This window comes from Allopusillimonas soli (genome assembly GCF_004153445.1).
Classification (GTDB): domain Bacteria; phylum Pseudomonadota; class Gammaproteobacteria; order Burkholderiales; family Burkholderiaceae_B; genus Allopusillimonas; species Allopusillimonas soli.
Genome location: NZ_SDQC01000001.1, coordinates 310,146 through 326,887 on the forward strand (window position 1 = coordinate 310,146; position 16,742 = coordinate 326,887).

The window sequence follows — 16,742 nt, forward strand, 5'->3', positions numbered from 1 at the left end:
CGGTCATCCCTGGCCACGGCCTATGGTTGCGGTCATGCGCAACACGCGGTCCTCCGGGATTTCGGCGCTGGATAGCACACCCAACTGAGGAAAATGATGGCGCAGGAATCGCGCCATCGCGGCCCGCAGCACCGGCGGCACCACCAGCACTGTGGGCTCGCCCGCCACATCCTGCGCCGCAATGGCGCGCTGAGCACCCTGCACCACCGCCTCCGCCAGGCCTGGCTCCAATGCACCGCTGGTGGTCCATGCCTGTATCAGCACGCGCTCAAGCTGTCCGTCCAGACCGATCACATGCAGCTCGCCGTGTCCTGGAAACCAATGCTGGGTAATCGCGCGCCCCAGCGCAACCCGCACGCGCGCAAGCAACTCAGCCGTATCCAGCCCCGTCCCCGGCGTTTCCTGGGCTATCAGGCGCGGCGCATGCTCTGCCACGACCTCGATGATGCTGCGCATGTCCCGTATCGGTACGTCCTCCTCGAGCAGGCCGCGCAGCAGCGTGTGCAACTGCGTGAGGGAAATCGTCTTGGGAACAAGGTCTTCAACCAGGCGCGGCGCATCGCGGCCAATATGGTCGATCAGCTGCTGCACTTCCTGACGTCCCAGCAACCGCGCTCCAAAACGATGCATGAGATGATTGAGATGCGTGGCAATGACTGTGCTCGCATCCACCACCGTATATCCGGCAATCTGCGCCTCTTCGCGCATCGCCACATCTATCCAGACCGCGGGCAGGCCGAATGCCGGATCCGTCGTGGCGGTTCCCGGCAGCTGTGCGCCGGCTCCGCCGGGATCTATCGCGAGCCATTGGCCGGGCGTGACCGAACCCTTGCCGATCTCCACACCGGACAACAGAATGCGGTAGTCGTTGGGCTTGAGCTCCAGATTGTCGCGTATATGAACGACCGGAGGCAGAAAGCCGACATCCTGCGCAAACTTCTTGCGCAGGCTGCGTATGCGGTGAAGCAGGTCGCCATTCTGCGCATGGTCAACAAGTGAAATCAGGCGATACCCCACTTCCAGCCCAAGCGGGTCCACCATGGATACATCCTCCCAGCTCGCTTCGGCCGCGGCGGCCTCTGCGGCCGCCTGCGTCTGGGCGGGTTCCCTGGCGGCGGCTTCCTCCTGGGCACGTTGGCGCTGACGCAGCAGCCAGCCGCCTCCCGCCAGCGCTGCGGCCAGCAGCAGAAAGGCCACATGGGGCATGTTGGGAATAAGTCCCATGGCGGCCATGATGCCGGCCGTGATAAACAGCACATTGGCGTTGGCAAACAACTGACTGACCATTTGCTGGCCCACGTCCTGGTCGGTTGCCACCCGCGACACCACCACGCCGGCGGCCGTCGATATGACCAGCGCAGGAATCTGCGCCACCAGTCCATCGCCTATGGTCAGCAGCGTGTAGACACGCCCCGCATCGCCGAAACCCAAACCGTGCTGCGCCACGCCTATCACCAGTCCGCCGATGATGTTGATGACCATGATCAGCAGCCCCGCCACGGCGTCGCCGCGCACGAATTTGCTGGCCCCATCCATCGAGCCATAGAACTCGGCCTCCTGCCCCACCTCGGCACGCCGCCTGCGCGCCTCGTCCTCACCGATAAGGCCCGCATTCAGATCCGCGTCTATTGCCATCTGCTTGCCCGGCATGGCGTCCAATGTAAAGCGCGCGCCGACCTCCGCGATGCGCCCCGCACCCTTGGTAATCACCACAAAATTAATGATGACCAGAATCACAAACACGACGATGCCGACCGCGAAATTCCCGCCCACAAGAAAGTGCCCGAAGGCCTCAATCACATGGCCGGCGGCGTCTGGCCCCTTGTGGCCGTGCAGCAGCACCACGCGCGTGGATGCAACGTTCAGCGCCAGCCTCAGCAGCGTGGCGAAAAGGAGCACAGCGGGGAACGCGGCAAAGTCCAGCGGCTTTCTGGTAAACATGGCCACCAGCAGGATCATCACGGACAGGGAAATATTGAACGTAAAGAGCAGGTCCAGGATAAATGGCGGCAGCGGCAGAATCATCATGGCCAGGACCATGAGAATCAAAATGGGGCCAGCGAGCAATCGCGCTTGGCCCGCGCCGTTGTCCTTGAGCAATGCGAGTAATCCGTTCATGGCGTTTCAGTGTGTGCGTCTGGCGTGGGATCGAGGCCTGCCGGAATTTGTACATCGTGGGGCTGGCGCGGCTCGGAGGCATATCCGTCGCGCCAGCTGCGCAATTGAAAAACCCATGCCAGCACCTCGGCAACGGCGGAATACAGCGCCGCCGGAATCTCCTGGCCAAGCTCCACATGGTGATACAGCGCGCGGGCCAGCGGCGGCGCGCTGAGCATCGGCACATGGTGCTGCCCCGCCAGCTCCCGGATGCGCGCCGCTATCGGCCCCGCCCCCTTCGCGATGACGACAGGCGCCGTACCGGCGCCGTTTTCCTGATAGCTCAGGGCAACCGCATAGTGCGTGGGATTGGTCACCACCACATCCGCCTGCGGAACCTGGGCCATCATGCGCCGGCGCGCCATGGCTCGCTGCTGCTGGCGCAGGCGCCCCTTGATCTGGGGGTCGCCTTCACTTTCCTTGTGCTCTTGCCTGACATCCTCACGTGACATGCGCAGCTTCTTCATATGGCTGTACAACTGCCAAGGCGCATCAATGAGCACGATCAGCAACAGTCCGGCAACGATCAAGGCACAGCACAAGGCAACAAGCGTAAGTCCGGAAGCCAGCGCCTCATGCGGCGGCGCATGCATCAGGACCAGCATCCTGGCCTGGTAGTGCATGATCACCAGCACCGCCACGGTGCCGATTACCGCGGCCTTTGCCAACGTCTTGATCAACTCCACCATGGTCTGGCCGGAAAACATGCGCGCGATGCCTTTCAGCGGATCCAGGCGCTCGAACTTGGGCTCCAGCGCCTTGCCGGAGAACACCAGGCCACCCAGCAGTACCGAAGAGAGCATGGCAACCAATATAAACAGCACAAAAAGCGGCAACATGGCGCGCAGCGCGTGCTCCGCCGCCTGGGCGGCCACCGTGAGCATGACAGCCGTGTCGCGCGTCACGCCGGGATCGAACCACATTCCCGCGCGGATAATGTCCGTCAACGTGCGGTACAAGGCTGCCCCACCCAGCCAGAGGCCCGTCACGCCCGCTGCCAGCAGCAAGAATGTGGTCAGCTCGCGCGAACGCGCAACCTGCCCCTCTTCGCGCGCCTTCTCCAGGCGCCTCGGCGAGGCGGGTTCGGTTTTCTCCAGGTCGCTATCTTCGGCCATGCCGTCCCGCCGGTCCTAGAATCCGAGACTGGCCAGCAGATCGTCCACCTGCCCCTGGCTGGTGATGACATCGGCCTTGCCTTCCGGATTGACCTCGGGGCCATTCAGCAGCGAGGAGGCTTCCTCGCGGCGCTCCTGAGGAACATTGTCGAGCAGCACCTGCACGAGTTCGGTCTCGATGGCGGACACCACATTCAGCATGCGGGTAATAACCTGCCCCGTTAGATCCTGAAAGTCCTGCGCCATGATGATCTCCATCACCTGTCCCTGCGTTTCGCGAGTGTGCCGCCCCACATCACCCAGATAAGCGCGCGTGTCGTCGACCAGGCCGCGCGCCTCCTGCAATTCGATGGGCGCATCGAACCAGGCCTGCCATCGCGCATCCAATGCCCCCGCCCGGCCGCCCAATTGATCCTGCAGCGGCTGTATGCGCTCGGCCGCATTCAATACCCGATTGGCCGCCTCTTCTGTTTTGCTCGCCACATAGCGCAACCGGTCGCGCGCATCGGGGATGGCATGCGCCGCCTCCTTGATCGCCTCATCCAGTCCCAGTTCCCGCATGCTTTGGCGCAGCATGCGCGTCAGGGACGCAATACGGTGGATGAGCTCGGGCGCCACATTGATGTTCCCATCCTGGCTGGCCGCCATATCCATAGTGCCCATATGCCCCCCTCAACCCAGTTTCTCAAAAATCTTGTTCAGTTTTTCCTCAAGCGTGGCTGCGGTGAAAGGCTTGACGACATAGCCGTTCGCGCCTGCCTGCGCAGCGGCAATGATGTTCTCCTTCTTGGCCTCGGCTGTCACCATAAGCACGGGAAGATGCTTCAGCGCGTCATCGGCGCGTATATGCGTCAGCATCTGCAGCCCATCCATATTGGGCATGTTCCAGTCGGACACCACAAAATCGAAACTGCCATTGCGCAGTTTTTCCAGACCCATTGCGCCGTCTTCGGCTTCGTCCACATTCTCGAAGCCGAGATCCTTCAGCAGATTCTTGATGATGCGTCGCATGGTGGGAAAGTCGTCCACCACCAGGATCTTCATAGTTTTCTGTACCACTTGTTGCTCTCCAATAGTGTCTGTAAAGCCCGCCGCTTACACGCGCAGTCCGCGCGCACCGCAGGCCTGTAAAACCCGCTCGCCGATGGCAGGCAGCGGCACAGCTTCGTCCGTCGCGCCGATGTGCAATGCCTCGCGCGGCATGCCAAAAACCACGCTGGTGGCCTCGTCCTGCGCCATGGTGACGGCGCCTGCCTGCTTCATGGCAAGCAGTCCCTGTGCGCCATCCTTGCCCATCCCCGTAAGAAGCACACCCACAGCATTGCTGCCCGCCAATGCGGCCGCCGAATGAAACAGAACATCAACGGAGGGTCTGTGCCGGTTGACCGGATCGCTGTATTCGAGACACACAACGTAGTTGGCGCCCGAGCGTCCGAGCTTCATATGCGCCACGCCACCCGGTGCGAGATAGACATGGCCGGGCAGGACGCGCTGCCCGTCTTCTGCCTCATGCACTTGCATGGCGCACAGGCTGTCCAGTCGACGCACGAAGGACTTCGTGAATCCGGCCGGCATATGCTGGGTAATGAGAATGGCCGGACTGTTGGCTGGCAACGGCTGCAGGACTTGCCGTATGGCTTCCGTGCCACCTGTCGATGCACCGATGAGGATCAGTTTTTCGGTGGTGGTGAAAGGAATCCGCAGTCTGGGCGGCACCGCACCGGCCTGACGCGATCCCGCGCGCGGTCGCGCAAGCGCGGCGGCGCGCAGCTTTTCCGCAATGAGTTCGCTGTACTCAAGCAGGCCGTCGCGCAGGCCAAGCTTGGGCTTGGTGATGAAATCGACGGCTCCGAGTTCCAGCGCCCTGAGTGTGACTTCCGAGCCTTTGTCAGTCAGCGAGGACACCATCAGGACAGGCATGGGCCTCAGCCGCATGAGCCGCTCCAGGAAATCCAGGCCATCCATGTGGGGCATCTCGACATCAAGTGTCAGCACATCGGGATTGTGACGCTTGATCAGCTCGCGTGCCACCAGCGGGTCGGGCGCCACAGCTACGACCTCCATATCCGGCTGCTGGTTGATGATTTGCGACATGATGCCGCGGACGAGCGCGGAATCATCCACACACAGCACCCGGATCTTCCGCGGAGCCGCTGTTGAAACGCCAATACGATGGGCGGTATCGCAGGCAGGCATCAGGCCACCGCGTACACGGTTTGCCCCCTGAGCCTGAACGCCTCGGTCAAGTAGGTGAAGTTTTCGGAATGCCCCGCAAACAGCAGGCCGTCCCGCTTCAGCACGCGCGCAAACCGGTCCAAAAGGCGGGTTTGCGTGGGCCTGTCGAAGTAAATCATGGTATTCCGGCAAAAAATGGCATCGAAAGGCCCCTCGGGCCACTGGGACGACAGCAGATTGACCACACGGAAGTCGATCATATTGCGCAAGGCCGGCTTGATCCGCGCCATGCCGGCCTGCCTTCCCGCGCCGCGCTGGAAGTAGCGCGGCAGATAGCCGTCGGGCAAGGTTGACAGGCGTTCGATGGCATATACGCCCTGCCGGGCGTGATCTATCGCATGGGTATCGATGTCGGTGGCTGTAATGCGCACTGCAGTTTCGGTCATGCCGCACTCCGCATTCAGCGTCATCGCAATGGAGTAGGCCTCTTCCCCGGTCGAGCAAGCGGCGCACCAGACCGAAAGGGGGCGACGGCACAGCCTGGCATGACGGGCCAATGCCGGAAAATGATGGTATTCGCGAAAAAAGGCCGTGTGATTGATAGTGAATCCGTTGATGAATCCTTCCCAGTGCGGGCTACCCGCATCGCGTTCAAGCAGATCCAGATAGGCGCAGACCTGTCCAAGGCCAAGCTCACGGGCGCGCAAGCCCAGCCTGCGCTCGACCATCTCGCGCTTGTGCTCGCCCAGCAGGATGCCAGCACGGCCGTACAGCAGCCGCGCCGCGCGGTCGAAGTCCCCCGCCGAAGCCGCGGCGACAGGCTGATGAAAGAGGGAGGATTCACGGAGAGAATACATTACTGCACGGCGCTGTCGACCAGTGCCATTTCTTCGCTGGTCATGAGTTTTTCGATGTCGACCAATATCAGCATGCGTTCGTCTATCGTGCCGATGCCGGTGAGATACTCGGTGGAGAACGCAGTGCCAAATTGAGGCGCAGCACTGATTTGCGCGGACTGCAACAGCAATACGTCGGACACCCCGTCGACCACAACGCCGACCACTCTGGAGGCAAGGTTGAGGATGACAACAACAGTCTGGTGATCGTACGCCACCGTCTCCAGGTTGAACTTGATGCGCATGTCGACGATAGGAACAATGACGCCACGCAGATTGGTGACGCCCTTCACGAAGGCAGGCGCATTGGCGATCCGCGTAACGCCCTGGCTGTCATAGCCTCGAATTTCCTGCACCTTGAGAATGTCGATGCCGTATTCCTGGGCGGCCAGCGTGAACACCAGGAACTCCTGTCCGCCGGCATCCGCCTGCCCCGGCCTGGTTTCCAATGTATTGAGCATGAATGACTCCAATGAGTAAGGGCGGGCTAGTGCGCGGACTTGTCGCGGGTAAAACGCATGAGCGCAAATACGTCGACGATAAGCGCAACACTGCCGTCGCCCAGAATGGTTGCGGCCGACACCCCGGGTATCTTGCGGTAATTGGCCTCAAGGTTCTTGACCACGACTTGATGCTGTCCGATGAGGTGATCAACCTGCAATGCGAAACGCGTATCCTCAGCCTGAACAATGACGGCAATGGAGCGCGTGATGTCACGCTCCGCATTCTCGACAGAGAACACATCGTGCAACGGCACAAGCGGCAGGTACTCGCCGCGCACGAACAGCATCTGCTCCGCGTCGGACAGGCGGTGCACCTGATCCGCCGAGGGCTGCATGGATTCTGTGACATGGCTCAGGGGCAGAATGAAGGTTTCAGCGCCCACGCCGACCGACATGCCATCCAGTATGGCCAGCGTCAAGGGCAGGATAATGCGCGTAGTGGTACCCAGTCCTGGACGGGAGGCCAGCTGAATATGGCCGCCCATGGCCTGAATATTGCGCCGTACCACATCCATGCCCACACCGCGGCCGGAAATGTCAGTGACCTGCTCGGCAGTGGAGAACCCCGGCGCAAAGATCAGTTGCCAGACGTCCTCGTCGGACATGGTCTCGGACACCGCCATGCCCTGGGACTGCGCCTTGCGCAGAATGCGTTCGCGATCCAGGCCACCGCCGTCATCCGACACTTCAATGATGATCTGACCGCCATGGTGCTGTGCCGCCAGCAGCAGGTTGCCTTCCGGGTCCTTGCCAAGCGCGGATCGCCGCTCGGGTGGTTCGATGCCATGGTCTATGCTGTTGCGCACCAGATGCGTGAGCGGATCGATGATGCGCTCTATCAGGCTTTTGTCGAGCTCCGTGGCCTGTCCTTTTGTTGTAAGCCTGATGCGTTTTCCCAGCCGGGAGGCGGCTTCCCGCACCACGCGGGGAAAGCGGCTGAACACGTAGTCCATTGGCACCATGCGTATGGACATGACTGCCTCCTGCAGATCCCGGGCATTGCGCTCCAACTGTTCGATGCCATTGAGCAGGCGGTCATGTTCGACGGGATCGAGGGCACTGGACGTCTGCACGAGCATGGACTGCGTAATGACCAACTCACCCACCAGATTGATGATCTGATCGACCTTCTCCACACCCACGCGCAATGTGCCGCCCGAGGCTGTACCCGCATAGGGCTGCTCCGCGGCCTTGCGCACCGTGCCGCCGGAAGCATTGTTGCGCGCCGCGGACCCGGTGCCGTCCGGCGAGTCTTCCCGCACATCAGCGTCCAGGGTTTGGCCACCGACCTGTTGCGGCGCGCTGTCCTCGGGCACTGCCTCGTAGCCGGTCTGTATCTGATCCGCATTGATGACGAAGCAACACACAGCCGAAACATCGTCGGGCGATGCCGAGGTTTCCAGCCAGAGTGTCAATGCGCCGGCGCTGCTTTCACGATGAAGAATAGTCCCCAGCAATGCCATCTCCGCAACCAGTGCGTCGGCATCGGCAGTGTTGATACTGCTGATGCGCACGCACAACGGCAAGGCCCGGCCCGCAGTTGGGACGCCGTCAGCCTTTGCGCCAACCGGCTGCAGTGGTTGCTGGCGCGGCGCTCCCGCCTCGGGCTCCCTGCCCGTCCGCCCGTTGGCTTCCGGCGCTACGCCAGGCTGAGGGCCGCTCTCGCCGTCGGCCAAGGCCAAGGCCTGCAGCTGGGCACAGATGCGTTCGTACACTTCGGCATCAGGCTCCTGGGTATTGCGGTATGCGATGACTTGATCGGTTAGCACATCCTTGGTTTCCAGAAAAAGATCCACCATGTTTTCATTCAGACGCATTTCTTCCTTGCGGATGAGGTCAAGCACGTTCTCAAGCAAGTGTGTGGTTTGGGCAAGGGCCTGAAAGCATCCGAATGTGCTCGCGCCTCCCTTGATGGAATGTGCGGCGCGAAAAATTGCATTCAGCTGATCCATGGCCGGATCCTGGGGATTCAGCTCGATGAGCTGGCGCTCCATGTCGGCGAGCAGCTCTTCGGCTTCGTCAAAAAAGGTATCGAAAAACTGGCTGAGGTCGACACCCGCACTCATAGTTGCATCCTTGTAATCAGGGTTGTCCGGCGACACCGCCGGCAGGCTGCGCGCCATCGCCCGAAGTGTGGCCAGACAGGCCTTCGGCAGGCAGCTCCCGCCCGGGCGGGCTGGCGCTCAACGGTTTATCGGCCGAGGCCGTATCGGCGGCCGGGCTGTCGCCTGCGGGCTCGAGCAGTTCCCTCAATCTAGCTGTATCGGTACGGATGGCATATTGCTGATCGATGCGTCTTTCGGCACGCCGGTTCAGCACCACAATACTGATACGGCGGTTAACGGCGGCAGCGGGATCGTCTTTAATCAGGCTCACCGACGAAGAGAGTCCGATGACGCGTTTTACCTTGGCCTCATCCATGCCTCCCTGAACCAGTTCCTGGCGCGCCGCATTGGCGCGATCCGCCGACAACTCCCAGTTGCTGTAGCCACGCTCTCCATTGGCATACTGAATCGAGTCGGTATGACCGGAAATACTGATGCGGTTGGGCAGTTTGTTGAAAGTCGGGCCGAGCTGACGAAGAATATCCCGCATATAGGGCTGCACCTGTGCACTTCCGGTGCTGAACATGGGCCTGTTTTGCCGATCGATGATCTGTATGCGCAAACCATCGGGCGTCATGTCCAGGAGCAATTGCGGGCGGAAAGCCTTCAGGACCGGATCGGTCCTGATGAGCGCATCCAGTTCGGCCTTCAGATTCTCCAGCCGCTCGACGTCGCGCCTGTCTCCGTCTTCGTGCACATTGGGCCGGGGCGCGGGACGAGGTGCAACATTGGGGATGGCGCTGGGCTCGCCCCCGGGAATGACGCTGGGGCGGGAGCTGACCGAAGGCCCTGTGGTAATTGCCGTGATCAGCGGCATGCGAAAGTATTCTGCGATGGTATGCAGGTCTTTCTGGGGGACGATGGCCAGCAGCCACATCACCAGAAAGAAAGCCATCATCGCGGTCATGAAGTCGGCATAGGCGATCTTCCAGCTTCCGCCGTGCTCCGCGCTGACGTGCGGACGCCGGCGCCGCACCACGATGCGGGGTTCTGACTTGCTCATGGCGGGCAACTAGTCCTTCCTGCCCGTGCTGCGCGCCTGGCGCACATGGGCCTCCAGTTCCACAAACGAGGGTCGTGCATAGGTGAACAGCACTTTGCGGCCGAACTCTACCGCCAACTGCGGCGGATAACCGTTCATGCTGGCCAGCAGCGTGACCTTGATGCACTCAAGCACCTTGGCGTAGGCAGCGCTCCTGCGCTCTATGGACGAGGCCAGCGGCGCCACGAAACCGTAGGCCAGCAATATCCCAAGAAAGGTACCCACCATCGCCTTCGAAATAAGATCAGCTAGCACAATGGGCGGCTGGTCGGCCGAGGCAAGCGCCTTGATGACGCCCAGTACCGCCGCCACGATACCGAAGGCAGGCAGCGCATCGGCAACGGCGCGCAATGCGCCGACCGGTACATGTTTTTCCTGCTGCTGCGACTCGATGTCCTGATCCATCAGGGTCTCGATTTCGTAGGCACTCATATTGCCGCTGACCATAAGGCGTAAATAATCAGTGATGAAATCCATGAGATTCCGATCGCGCGTTATGCGTGGATACTCGGCGAATATCGGACTTGAAGCGGGGTCTTCGATGTCCTGCTCAATCGACATCAGACCGTCGCGTCGCGCCTTGTTGAGCAGCACATACAGCAGCGCCATGAGTTCCATGTACAGCTCCTTGCTGTACGGACTTTTGCGCACTGCCATGGGCAGGGACTGCAGGAGCAGTCCGACGGATTTCGCACTGCTGGCCGCGATATACGCGCCCAGTGCCGCACCCGCGATAAGCAGCAGTTCAAGAGGTTGATACAGCGCGCCCATGTGGCCGCCCAGGCCCACGAAACTGCCGAATACCGAAACAATGACAATCAGAAAGCCTAGGACGATGAACACGAACGCGCCTTGAACAAATACATTGTTCTATCTTCGCCCTATTTCGCGACAATGAAAGGCCCTGTCAACGGGTGTTTTCGAGGCTAGATCCGCCGGTTGAGGTGGCCACCGCGCGGTTGACCCGCCGAGGGCAGCCCCGCGCCCAGTGCGGGCTGGCCGGCGGTGCCGTCCGCCGCAAGCGCTGCAGCACGGTCGAGCGCATCATGCAGCACTTGCGCAGGCCGGGCACGACTGCGCGTCTTGCCTGCGCGTGGAGGAGGCCGGCAAATGGCACAGACGAAATCGTGATCCGGGTCGTGGGCGTGCGCTACGAAGCCCCCTTTGCAGCGCACGCATTGCGACAGCTGCAGCATGTCGCTGTCGAAAAACCGCACGAGCATCCACGCGCGGGTGAAACTGAGCACCGGTTCGGCCGGAGCGGTTTCGGGCCTGCCCGCGGACGCCTGCTCGAGATACAGCGCATAAGCGTCCACAAGCGCGTGGGCCTTCTTGGACGGCGTGTGTCTGTCGATATAGCAGAACATGCTGTAGAACATGGTCGAGTGGACATTGGGCAACCATGTCATGAACCAGTCGACCGAGAAAGGCAACATACCCTTGGGTGGGGAGCAGCCCTTGATTTCCCGATATAGCCGGGCAAGCCTGTCGTAGCTGAGGCTGGTTTCCGCCTGCAGAACCTGCAGCCGCGCGCCGAGGTGGATCATGCGGGTGGCCAGCACGATCTCCTCGGCTTCGCGCGCAACGCTTTTCGACGCCATGGCGGCCTCAGGAGGCCGCGGCCGCGCGCACTGTGCCACGCTGCGCAAGCAATATGGTGGAATGGGCCTGCTGAAGTATGCCGCCCAACACATCCTGTGTCAGGGAAGACAGCAGCTCGTAATCGTTGAGCCGGAAGCCGCAGATCAGCGAATTGGAGGCTGCCAGTTTCACCAACTGGGCCGGCGAAAGATTCATGACCAGTTCAGCGACGTCGGCATCGAAACCCAGCCGGTACATGCCGGTCGAAAAATTTTCGCGTAAAAGACGCTGCGCAAGCATGAGATAGGACAGATTGACTTCTTGTATGTCGCTCTGCAGCGTATTTTGCGTTACGGGCATCATGCTCTCCATTTGGACGGGAAACGGACGGACAGACGCGCGAAACAACATGATATTTACATTATGTAATGTATTTATTATTACATCTATAACGTTAAGTTACAGTCAGCTGAATACAGGAAAAACTCCTGTAACCCTCCTGAATAATGGAAATAATCAGTTCCTCCGTGCGCTGTATGCACGTCAAAAACATAACGATAGTATCAAACTTTGATATAAATTTATCTGACAAAAGTCATTCTTTTTACATTTCCGTTTCAATTTGAGGCTTTTGAGTAACAAGCGTTGTTTTCAAGCCCCGCAGCCGGCCATGCCCCCGCCATATTGGCGAACATGCTTTAAAAACCCCAAGCAATACCTTGTTATGTAAGGAATTTTCAGTCAATATACTGAAAATCGAGAAGGAAGCTGTTCATGGAACGACGCCGCCATGCCGGCCTGCGGACATTCCCCATGCGACGCACCGCAGGGCCGGCCATCATTGTCATGCTGATACTCGCAGGGTGTGCGAGCCCGCCAGCCAGGCATGCACGCGCGCCGGGCGCCCACGCCCCCCAGTCGCATGTTTCTCTGGATCCGGCTCAGCGCAACAATGTCGTCCTCACCGCGCTCAGCATGGTGGACACGCCTTATCACTACGGCGGGAATTCGCCGGACGAAGGATTCGACTGCAGCGGGCTCGTATCGTACGTGTTCGGCGATGCCACACAACACGCCCTCCCTCACCGGGCGGCAAGCATCGCGCGCATCAGCCGGTCCATACCGCGCACGCAGCTGGCGGCCGGCGATCTTGTTTTCTTCAACACCCTGAACAGACCCTACTCGCACATGGGTATTTACATCGGCGACGGTCAGTTCGTAAATGCCCCCTCTTCCGGAGGGCGCGTACGTGTGGATTCCTTATCCAACCCCTACTACGCGCGCCATTTTGAGGCGGCTGCCACACTGTTCGCCAACTGAGCGCACAAGCTCGCCCCTGCCGGTCGCGGCCCCCATGCCTGAAGGCTCTGACATCAGGCGGGCAGCGTGTGGTACTGCGCCGCCAAATCGAGAAAGGCCTCCAGGCCGGGATCCCTTCCCAGCTCGCTCCGAATAATGTCGGCAACGCGCGGTGCAAGCGCTGCCGCCTGCCGGGCATCCAGAAACAGCATGCGGGAACGGCGGGCCAAGACATCTTCCACGGTACGGGCGTACTCGTGGCGGACGGCGAACCGCACCATGGCCTCGGTGAGTCCCGGCGCCAGCTCGATATCGGCGCCAGGCAGCATCTGGAGAAAGCTGCCTTCCGTGCCATAGGCTTCCAACCCGGGATTGCCCGTCAGAGACTTGCGGCCCGAGCCATCGCGAGGCGCGCCGACCAGCGGGTAGTCCGAGGTGCGCGAAGCCCGAATCGCAGGCAGCAGCTCATCCTGCATACACTTGGCCAGGACGTCTTCCGCCATGGCGCGATAGGTAGTCCATTTCCCGCCTGTTACCGTCACAAGCCCACTTGCACCCACCAGCACCGTGTGCTCGCGGCTGATCTTCTTCGTGGCACCCTCTTCGTCCTCAGGCGGACGAACCAGGGGGCGCAACCCCACCCAGATACTGCGCACATCCTCGCGGGTGGGCGCGCGCCGCAGATACTTCGCCGCCTCCCCAAGTATGAATGCGACCTCCTGCGGGTAGGGATTGGGCTCGCGGGACAGATCGTGCCTCGGTGTATCCGTCGTGCCCAAGACCACCTTCCCCAGCCACGGCACCGCGAACAAGACGCGACCATCCTGCGTACGAGGCACGAGCATGGCATGATCGCCAGGCAGAAAATCGCGGTCAACAACCAGATGCACGCCCTGGCTGGGAGCAACCATAGGCTGGACCTTCCGCCCGATGGCCTGCCCGTCTTTGGCGCGTATTTCGTCTACCCAGACTCCGGTGGCGTTGACCACGCAGCCCGCCCTTATCTGAAACGACTGCCCCGTCTCGGCGTCGTGGCAGCGGATGCCAACCACCTTGCCGCCTTCGTGCTGCAATTCGGTGACAGGACAGTAGTTCACCAGCAACGCGCCACTGCTGGCGGCCGTCCGGGCCAGGGTCACGGCCAGACGAGCGTCGTCAAACTGGCCATCCCAGTACTTGACGCCGCCCTTGAGTCCCTGCTCCCGCACGCCCGGAATGCAGCGCTGGGTACTGGCGGCGCTCAGAAACTCGGTTGCACCCAGCCCGGCGCTGCCTGCCAGGGCATCGTATATTTTCAGGCCTACACCATAGAAAGGCGTTTCCCAGCATTTGTAGCCGGGCATGACAAATGGCAGCGGTCGCGCCAGATGCGGCGCATTGTGCAGCAGCGTATAGCGCTCGTGCAGCGCCTCCCTCACCAGGCCGATATCGCCCTGCGCCAGGTAGCGCACGCCGCCGTGTACCAGTTTGGTGGCGCGCGAAGAGGTGCCTTTCGCGAAATCGCAGGCTTCGAGCAATACCACGGAGAGTCCCCGCAGCGTCGCATCCAGCGCTACGCCCAGGCCTGTGGCGCCTCCGCCGATAATGGCCAGATCGACCTGGCCAAGCCCCGCCAAGGCCGAAAGCAGCTGGGCCCTGTCCGTCGCCTGCGGGGAATTGGGAGTTGTCATATGCGTCTATCAGCAAAAAAAATTGCAACCCGTTAGTTTAAATCAGGCGGGCCACCGGGGCCCAAGGCCCCGGACTTCAGCTAGCGGACACGGCCTTCCTTCCAGGCCGTCAGCAGTTCGTCGTAGTTGACGGTTTCGCCCTTGGGGTTTTCATTGTCCAGCTTCTTCCACGGCGCTCCCGTGTCGCTCAACCACTTGGATGGATCGCTCTTCTTGTTGAGCTTGGGCGCGCAATGCTTCATGCCTGCCCGCTGCAGGCGAGCCATCACCTTGTCCATCTCTTCTGCGAGATTATCCATGGCTTGCTGGGGCGTCTTTTCACCCGTAATGGCCGTGGCCACGTTCTTCCACCATAGTTGCGCCAGCTTCGGGTAATCGGGCACATTAGTGCCAGTGGGCGTCCACGCCACCCTGGCCGGGCTGCGGTAGAACTCGATCAGGCCGCCGTACTTGCTGGCATTCTTGGTGAAGTAGTCGCTGTGAATATCGCTGTCCCGAATGAATGTCAGGCCTTCGATCGACTTCTTCAGCGACACGGTCTTGGATGTCACAAACTGGGCGTACAGCCAAGCGGCGGCCAGTTTCTTGGGATCCTCGTTCTTGAAGAAGCTCCACGAGCCCACATCCTGATAGCCATTCTGCATGCCCTCCTTCCAGTACGGGCCGTGCGGAGCGGGTGCCATGCGCCATTTGGGCGTGCCATCCTCGTTGACCACAGGCAGGCCCTTCTTGGTCATATCGGCCGTGAAGGCGGTGTACCAGAAGATTTGCTGCGCAATATGGCCCTGGGCAGGAACGGGGCCAGCTTCGCTGAACGTCATGCCCTGAGCCTGCTTGGGCGCGTACTTCTTCAGCCAGTCGATGTACTTGGTCAGCGCATAGACAGCCGCCGGCGAATTGGTGGCGCCACCGCGCGACACCGAGGCACCGACCGGTGTGCACTTGTCTTCGGCCACGCGTATGCCCCACTCGTCCACCGGCATGCCGTTGGGCGTACCCTTGTCGGCCGAGCCCGCCATGGACAGCCACGCGTCCGTGAAGCGCCATCCCAGCGAAGGATCCTTCTTGCCGTAATCCATATGCCCGTAAATGGGCTTCCCATCGATGGTCTTGACATCATTGGTAAAGAAGTTGGCGATATCCTCGTAGGCAGTCCAGTTCACCGGAACGCCGAGCTCATAGCCATACTTGTCCTTGAATTTCTTCTTCAGATCGGGATCGTTGAACAAGTCGTAACGGAACCAGTACAGGTTGGCGAACTGCTGGTCAGGCAGCTGGTACACTTTTCCGTCTGGCGCGGTTGTGAACGATATTCCGATGAAATCCTTCAGATCCAGCCCCGGATTGGTCCATTGCTTGCCTTCACCGTTCATGTAATCCGTAAGGGACAGCATCTCGCCATAGCGATAATGCGTGCCGATCAGGTCCGAGTCTGAAATCCAGCCATCGTATATGGAGTGTCCCGACTGCATGGAAGTCTGCAGTTTCTCGACCACATCCCCTTCCTGGATAAGATCGTGGTGCACCGTAATGCCGGTGATCTCGGCAAATGCCTTGGCCAGCGTCTTCGATTCATACTCGTGGGTGGTGATGGTTTCCGAGACGACGGAAATCTCGTTGACGCCCTGATCCTTGAGCTTCTTCGCCGCATCAATGAACCACTGCATCTCCGCCAGTTGTTGGTCCTTGCTCAGCGTGGACGGCTGGAACTCGTCCGTGATCCATTTCTTTGCCTCGGCTTCTCCGGCCCATGCGTGGCCGGTAAGTACGCATGCCATGGCAAACGCCAGCGCAGTTCGACGAAACAGCATTGCACTCTCCTCTAGATTGGCCCCCAGGTTCTTGTCCAGCCGCGCGCCCTGGGGACGGCGCGCACAGCCTTGAAACGGCTAACCTTTGCGCATCACAAGAACGAGAACGCACATGGACAGCACGAAGCTGATCCATATACTGGGCTCCTCCTGCAATGCGAACCATGTCTGAAACTTCTCGCCCAGGCCGAGATAAGCCAGGTTGATATAGGCCACGATGAGCAGCCCGATGAAAAGACGGTCCCCGCGCGTCGTGGCAATGGGCAGAAAGCCCTTGCGCATCGCCGTCGGCGACTTTATCTCCCACAGCGTCATGCCCACCAGCATCAGCACGACGCAGATGAAGAACACGGCGGTGGGCAGGGTCCAAACCATCCAGTCGAACATG

16 protein-coding genes are annotated in these 16,742 nt (G+C 60.7%); 1 reads left to right on the forward strand and 15 read right to left on the reverse strand.

Annotated features, from left to right (window positions below; translation table 11 throughout):
- Window positions 1-3 precede the first annotated feature (3 nt).
- From flhA to flhD, 12 genes are all read right to left on the reverse strand, one after another.
- Entirely contained in the window at window positions 4-2,118 is a 2,115-nt protein-coding gene (gene flhA, locus ERD78_RS01495; protein ID WP_129967401.1) for a flagellar biosynthesis protein FlhA, read from the reverse strand.
- Window positions 2,115-3,272, reverse strand: coding sequence for a flagellar biosynthesis protein FlhB (flhB, locus tag ERD78_RS01500; protein ID WP_129967402.1), 1,158 nt, complete (start codon window positions 3,270-3,272; stop codon window positions 2,115-2,117). The genes flhA and flhB overlap by 4 nt, the downstream gene beginning before the upstream one ends.
- Before the next feature lie 15 nt (window positions 3,273-3,287).
- Window positions 3,288-3,920 carry a protein phosphatase CheZ gene (gene cheZ, locus ERD78_RS01505; RefSeq protein ID WP_129968280.1) on the reverse strand — a complete coding sequence of 211 codons (633 nt, stop codon included), beginning with the start codon at window positions 3,918-3,920 and terminating at the stop codon, window positions 3,288-3,290.
- Between the two features lie 24 nt (window positions 3,921-3,944).
- Entirely contained in the window at window positions 3,945-4,331 is a 387-nt protein-coding gene (gene cheY / locus ERD78_RS01510) for a chemotaxis response regulator CheY (RefSeq protein ID WP_129967403.1), read from the reverse strand.
- Window positions 4,332-4,367: 36 nt separating this feature from the next.
- On the reverse strand, window positions 4,368-5,468 hold the full coding sequence (locus tag ERD78_RS01515; protein WP_129967404.1) for a protein-glutamate methylesterase/protein-glutamine glutaminase: 1,101 nt from the start codon (window positions 5,466-5,468) through the stop codon (window positions 4,368-4,370).
- The gene (locus ERD78_RS01520) at window positions 5,468-6,304 is read right to left on the reverse strand and encodes a CheR family methyltransferase (protein ID WP_129967405.1); all 837 of its coding nucleotides are present in this window, start codon (window positions 6,302-6,304) and stop codon (window positions 5,468-5,470) included. Before ERD78_RS01520 ends, ERD78_RS01515 begins: the two co-directional genes overlap by 1 nt.
- Window positions 6,304-6,804, reverse strand: coding sequence for a chemotaxis protein CheW (locus ERD78_RS01525; protein ID WP_129967406.1), 501 nt, complete (start codon window positions 6,802-6,804; stop codon window positions 6,304-6,306). Before ERD78_RS01525 ends, ERD78_RS01520 begins: the two co-directional genes overlap by 1 nt.
- A gap of 26 nt (window positions 6,805-6,830) precedes the next feature.
- Window positions 6,831-8,912 (reverse strand): chemotaxis protein CheA, encoded by a 2,082-nt coding sequence (cheA, locus tag ERD78_RS01530; RefSeq protein ID WP_129967407.1) that lies wholly within the window; start codon window positions 8,910-8,912, stop codon window positions 6,831-6,833.
- A 16-nt stretch (window positions 8,913-8,928) separates the two neighbouring features.
- On the reverse strand, window positions 8,929-9,954 hold the full coding sequence (motB, locus tag ERD78_RS01535) for a flagellar motor protein MotB (protein ID WP_129967408.1): 1,026 nt from the start codon (window positions 9,952-9,954) through the stop codon (window positions 8,929-8,931).
- A gap of 9 nt (window positions 9,955-9,963) precedes the next feature.
- On the reverse strand, window positions 9,964-10,836 hold the full coding sequence (gene motA, locus ERD78_RS01540) for a flagellar motor stator protein MotA (RefSeq protein WP_129967409.1): 873 nt from the start codon (window positions 10,834-10,836) through the stop codon (window positions 9,964-9,966).
- An 83-nt stretch (window positions 10,837-10,919) separates the two neighbouring features.
- A complete protein-coding gene (flhC, locus tag ERD78_RS01545; protein ID WP_129967410.1) occupies window positions 10,920-11,594 on the reverse strand; it encodes a flagellar transcriptional regulator FlhC in 675 nt (224 codons plus the stop codon).
- Between the two features lie 7 nt (window positions 11,595-11,601).
- On the reverse strand, window positions 11,602-11,934 hold the full coding sequence (gene flhD / locus ERD78_RS01550) for a flagellar transcriptional regulator FlhD (protein WP_129968281.1): 333 nt from the start codon (window positions 11,932-11,934) through the stop codon (window positions 11,602-11,604).
- Window positions 11,935-12,348: 414 nt separating this feature from the next.
- On the opposite strand from flhD, the gene ERD78_RS01555 reads away from it, so the two are divergent.
- Window positions 12,349-12,894, forward strand: coding sequence for a C40 family peptidase (locus ERD78_RS01555; RefSeq protein ID WP_245152290.1), 546 nt, complete (start codon window positions 12,349-12,351; stop codon window positions 12,892-12,894).
- Between the two features lie 53 nt (window positions 12,895-12,947).
- Here the strand turns inward: ERD78_RS01555 and ERD78_RS01560 are convergent, their stop codons facing one another.
- From ERD78_RS01560 to ERD78_RS01570, 3 genes are all read right to left on the reverse strand, one after another.
- A complete protein-coding gene (locus tag ERD78_RS01560) occupies window positions 12,948-14,543 on the reverse strand; it encodes a glycerol-3-phosphate dehydrogenase/oxidase (RefSeq protein WP_129967411.1) in 1,596 nt (531 codons plus the stop codon).
- A gap of 80 nt (window positions 14,544-14,623) precedes the next feature.
- A complete protein-coding gene (locus ERD78_RS01565) occupies window positions 14,624-16,354 on the reverse strand; it encodes an ABC transporter substrate-binding protein (protein ID WP_129967412.1) in 1,731 nt (576 codons plus the stop codon).
- Window positions 16,355-16,432: 78 nt separating this feature from the next.
- Entirely contained in the window at window positions 16,433-16,741 is a 309-nt protein-coding gene (locus ERD78_RS01570; RefSeq protein ID WP_129967413.1) for a DUF2160 domain-containing protein, read from the reverse strand.
- Between the last annotated feature and the right edge of the window lies 1 nt (window position 16,742).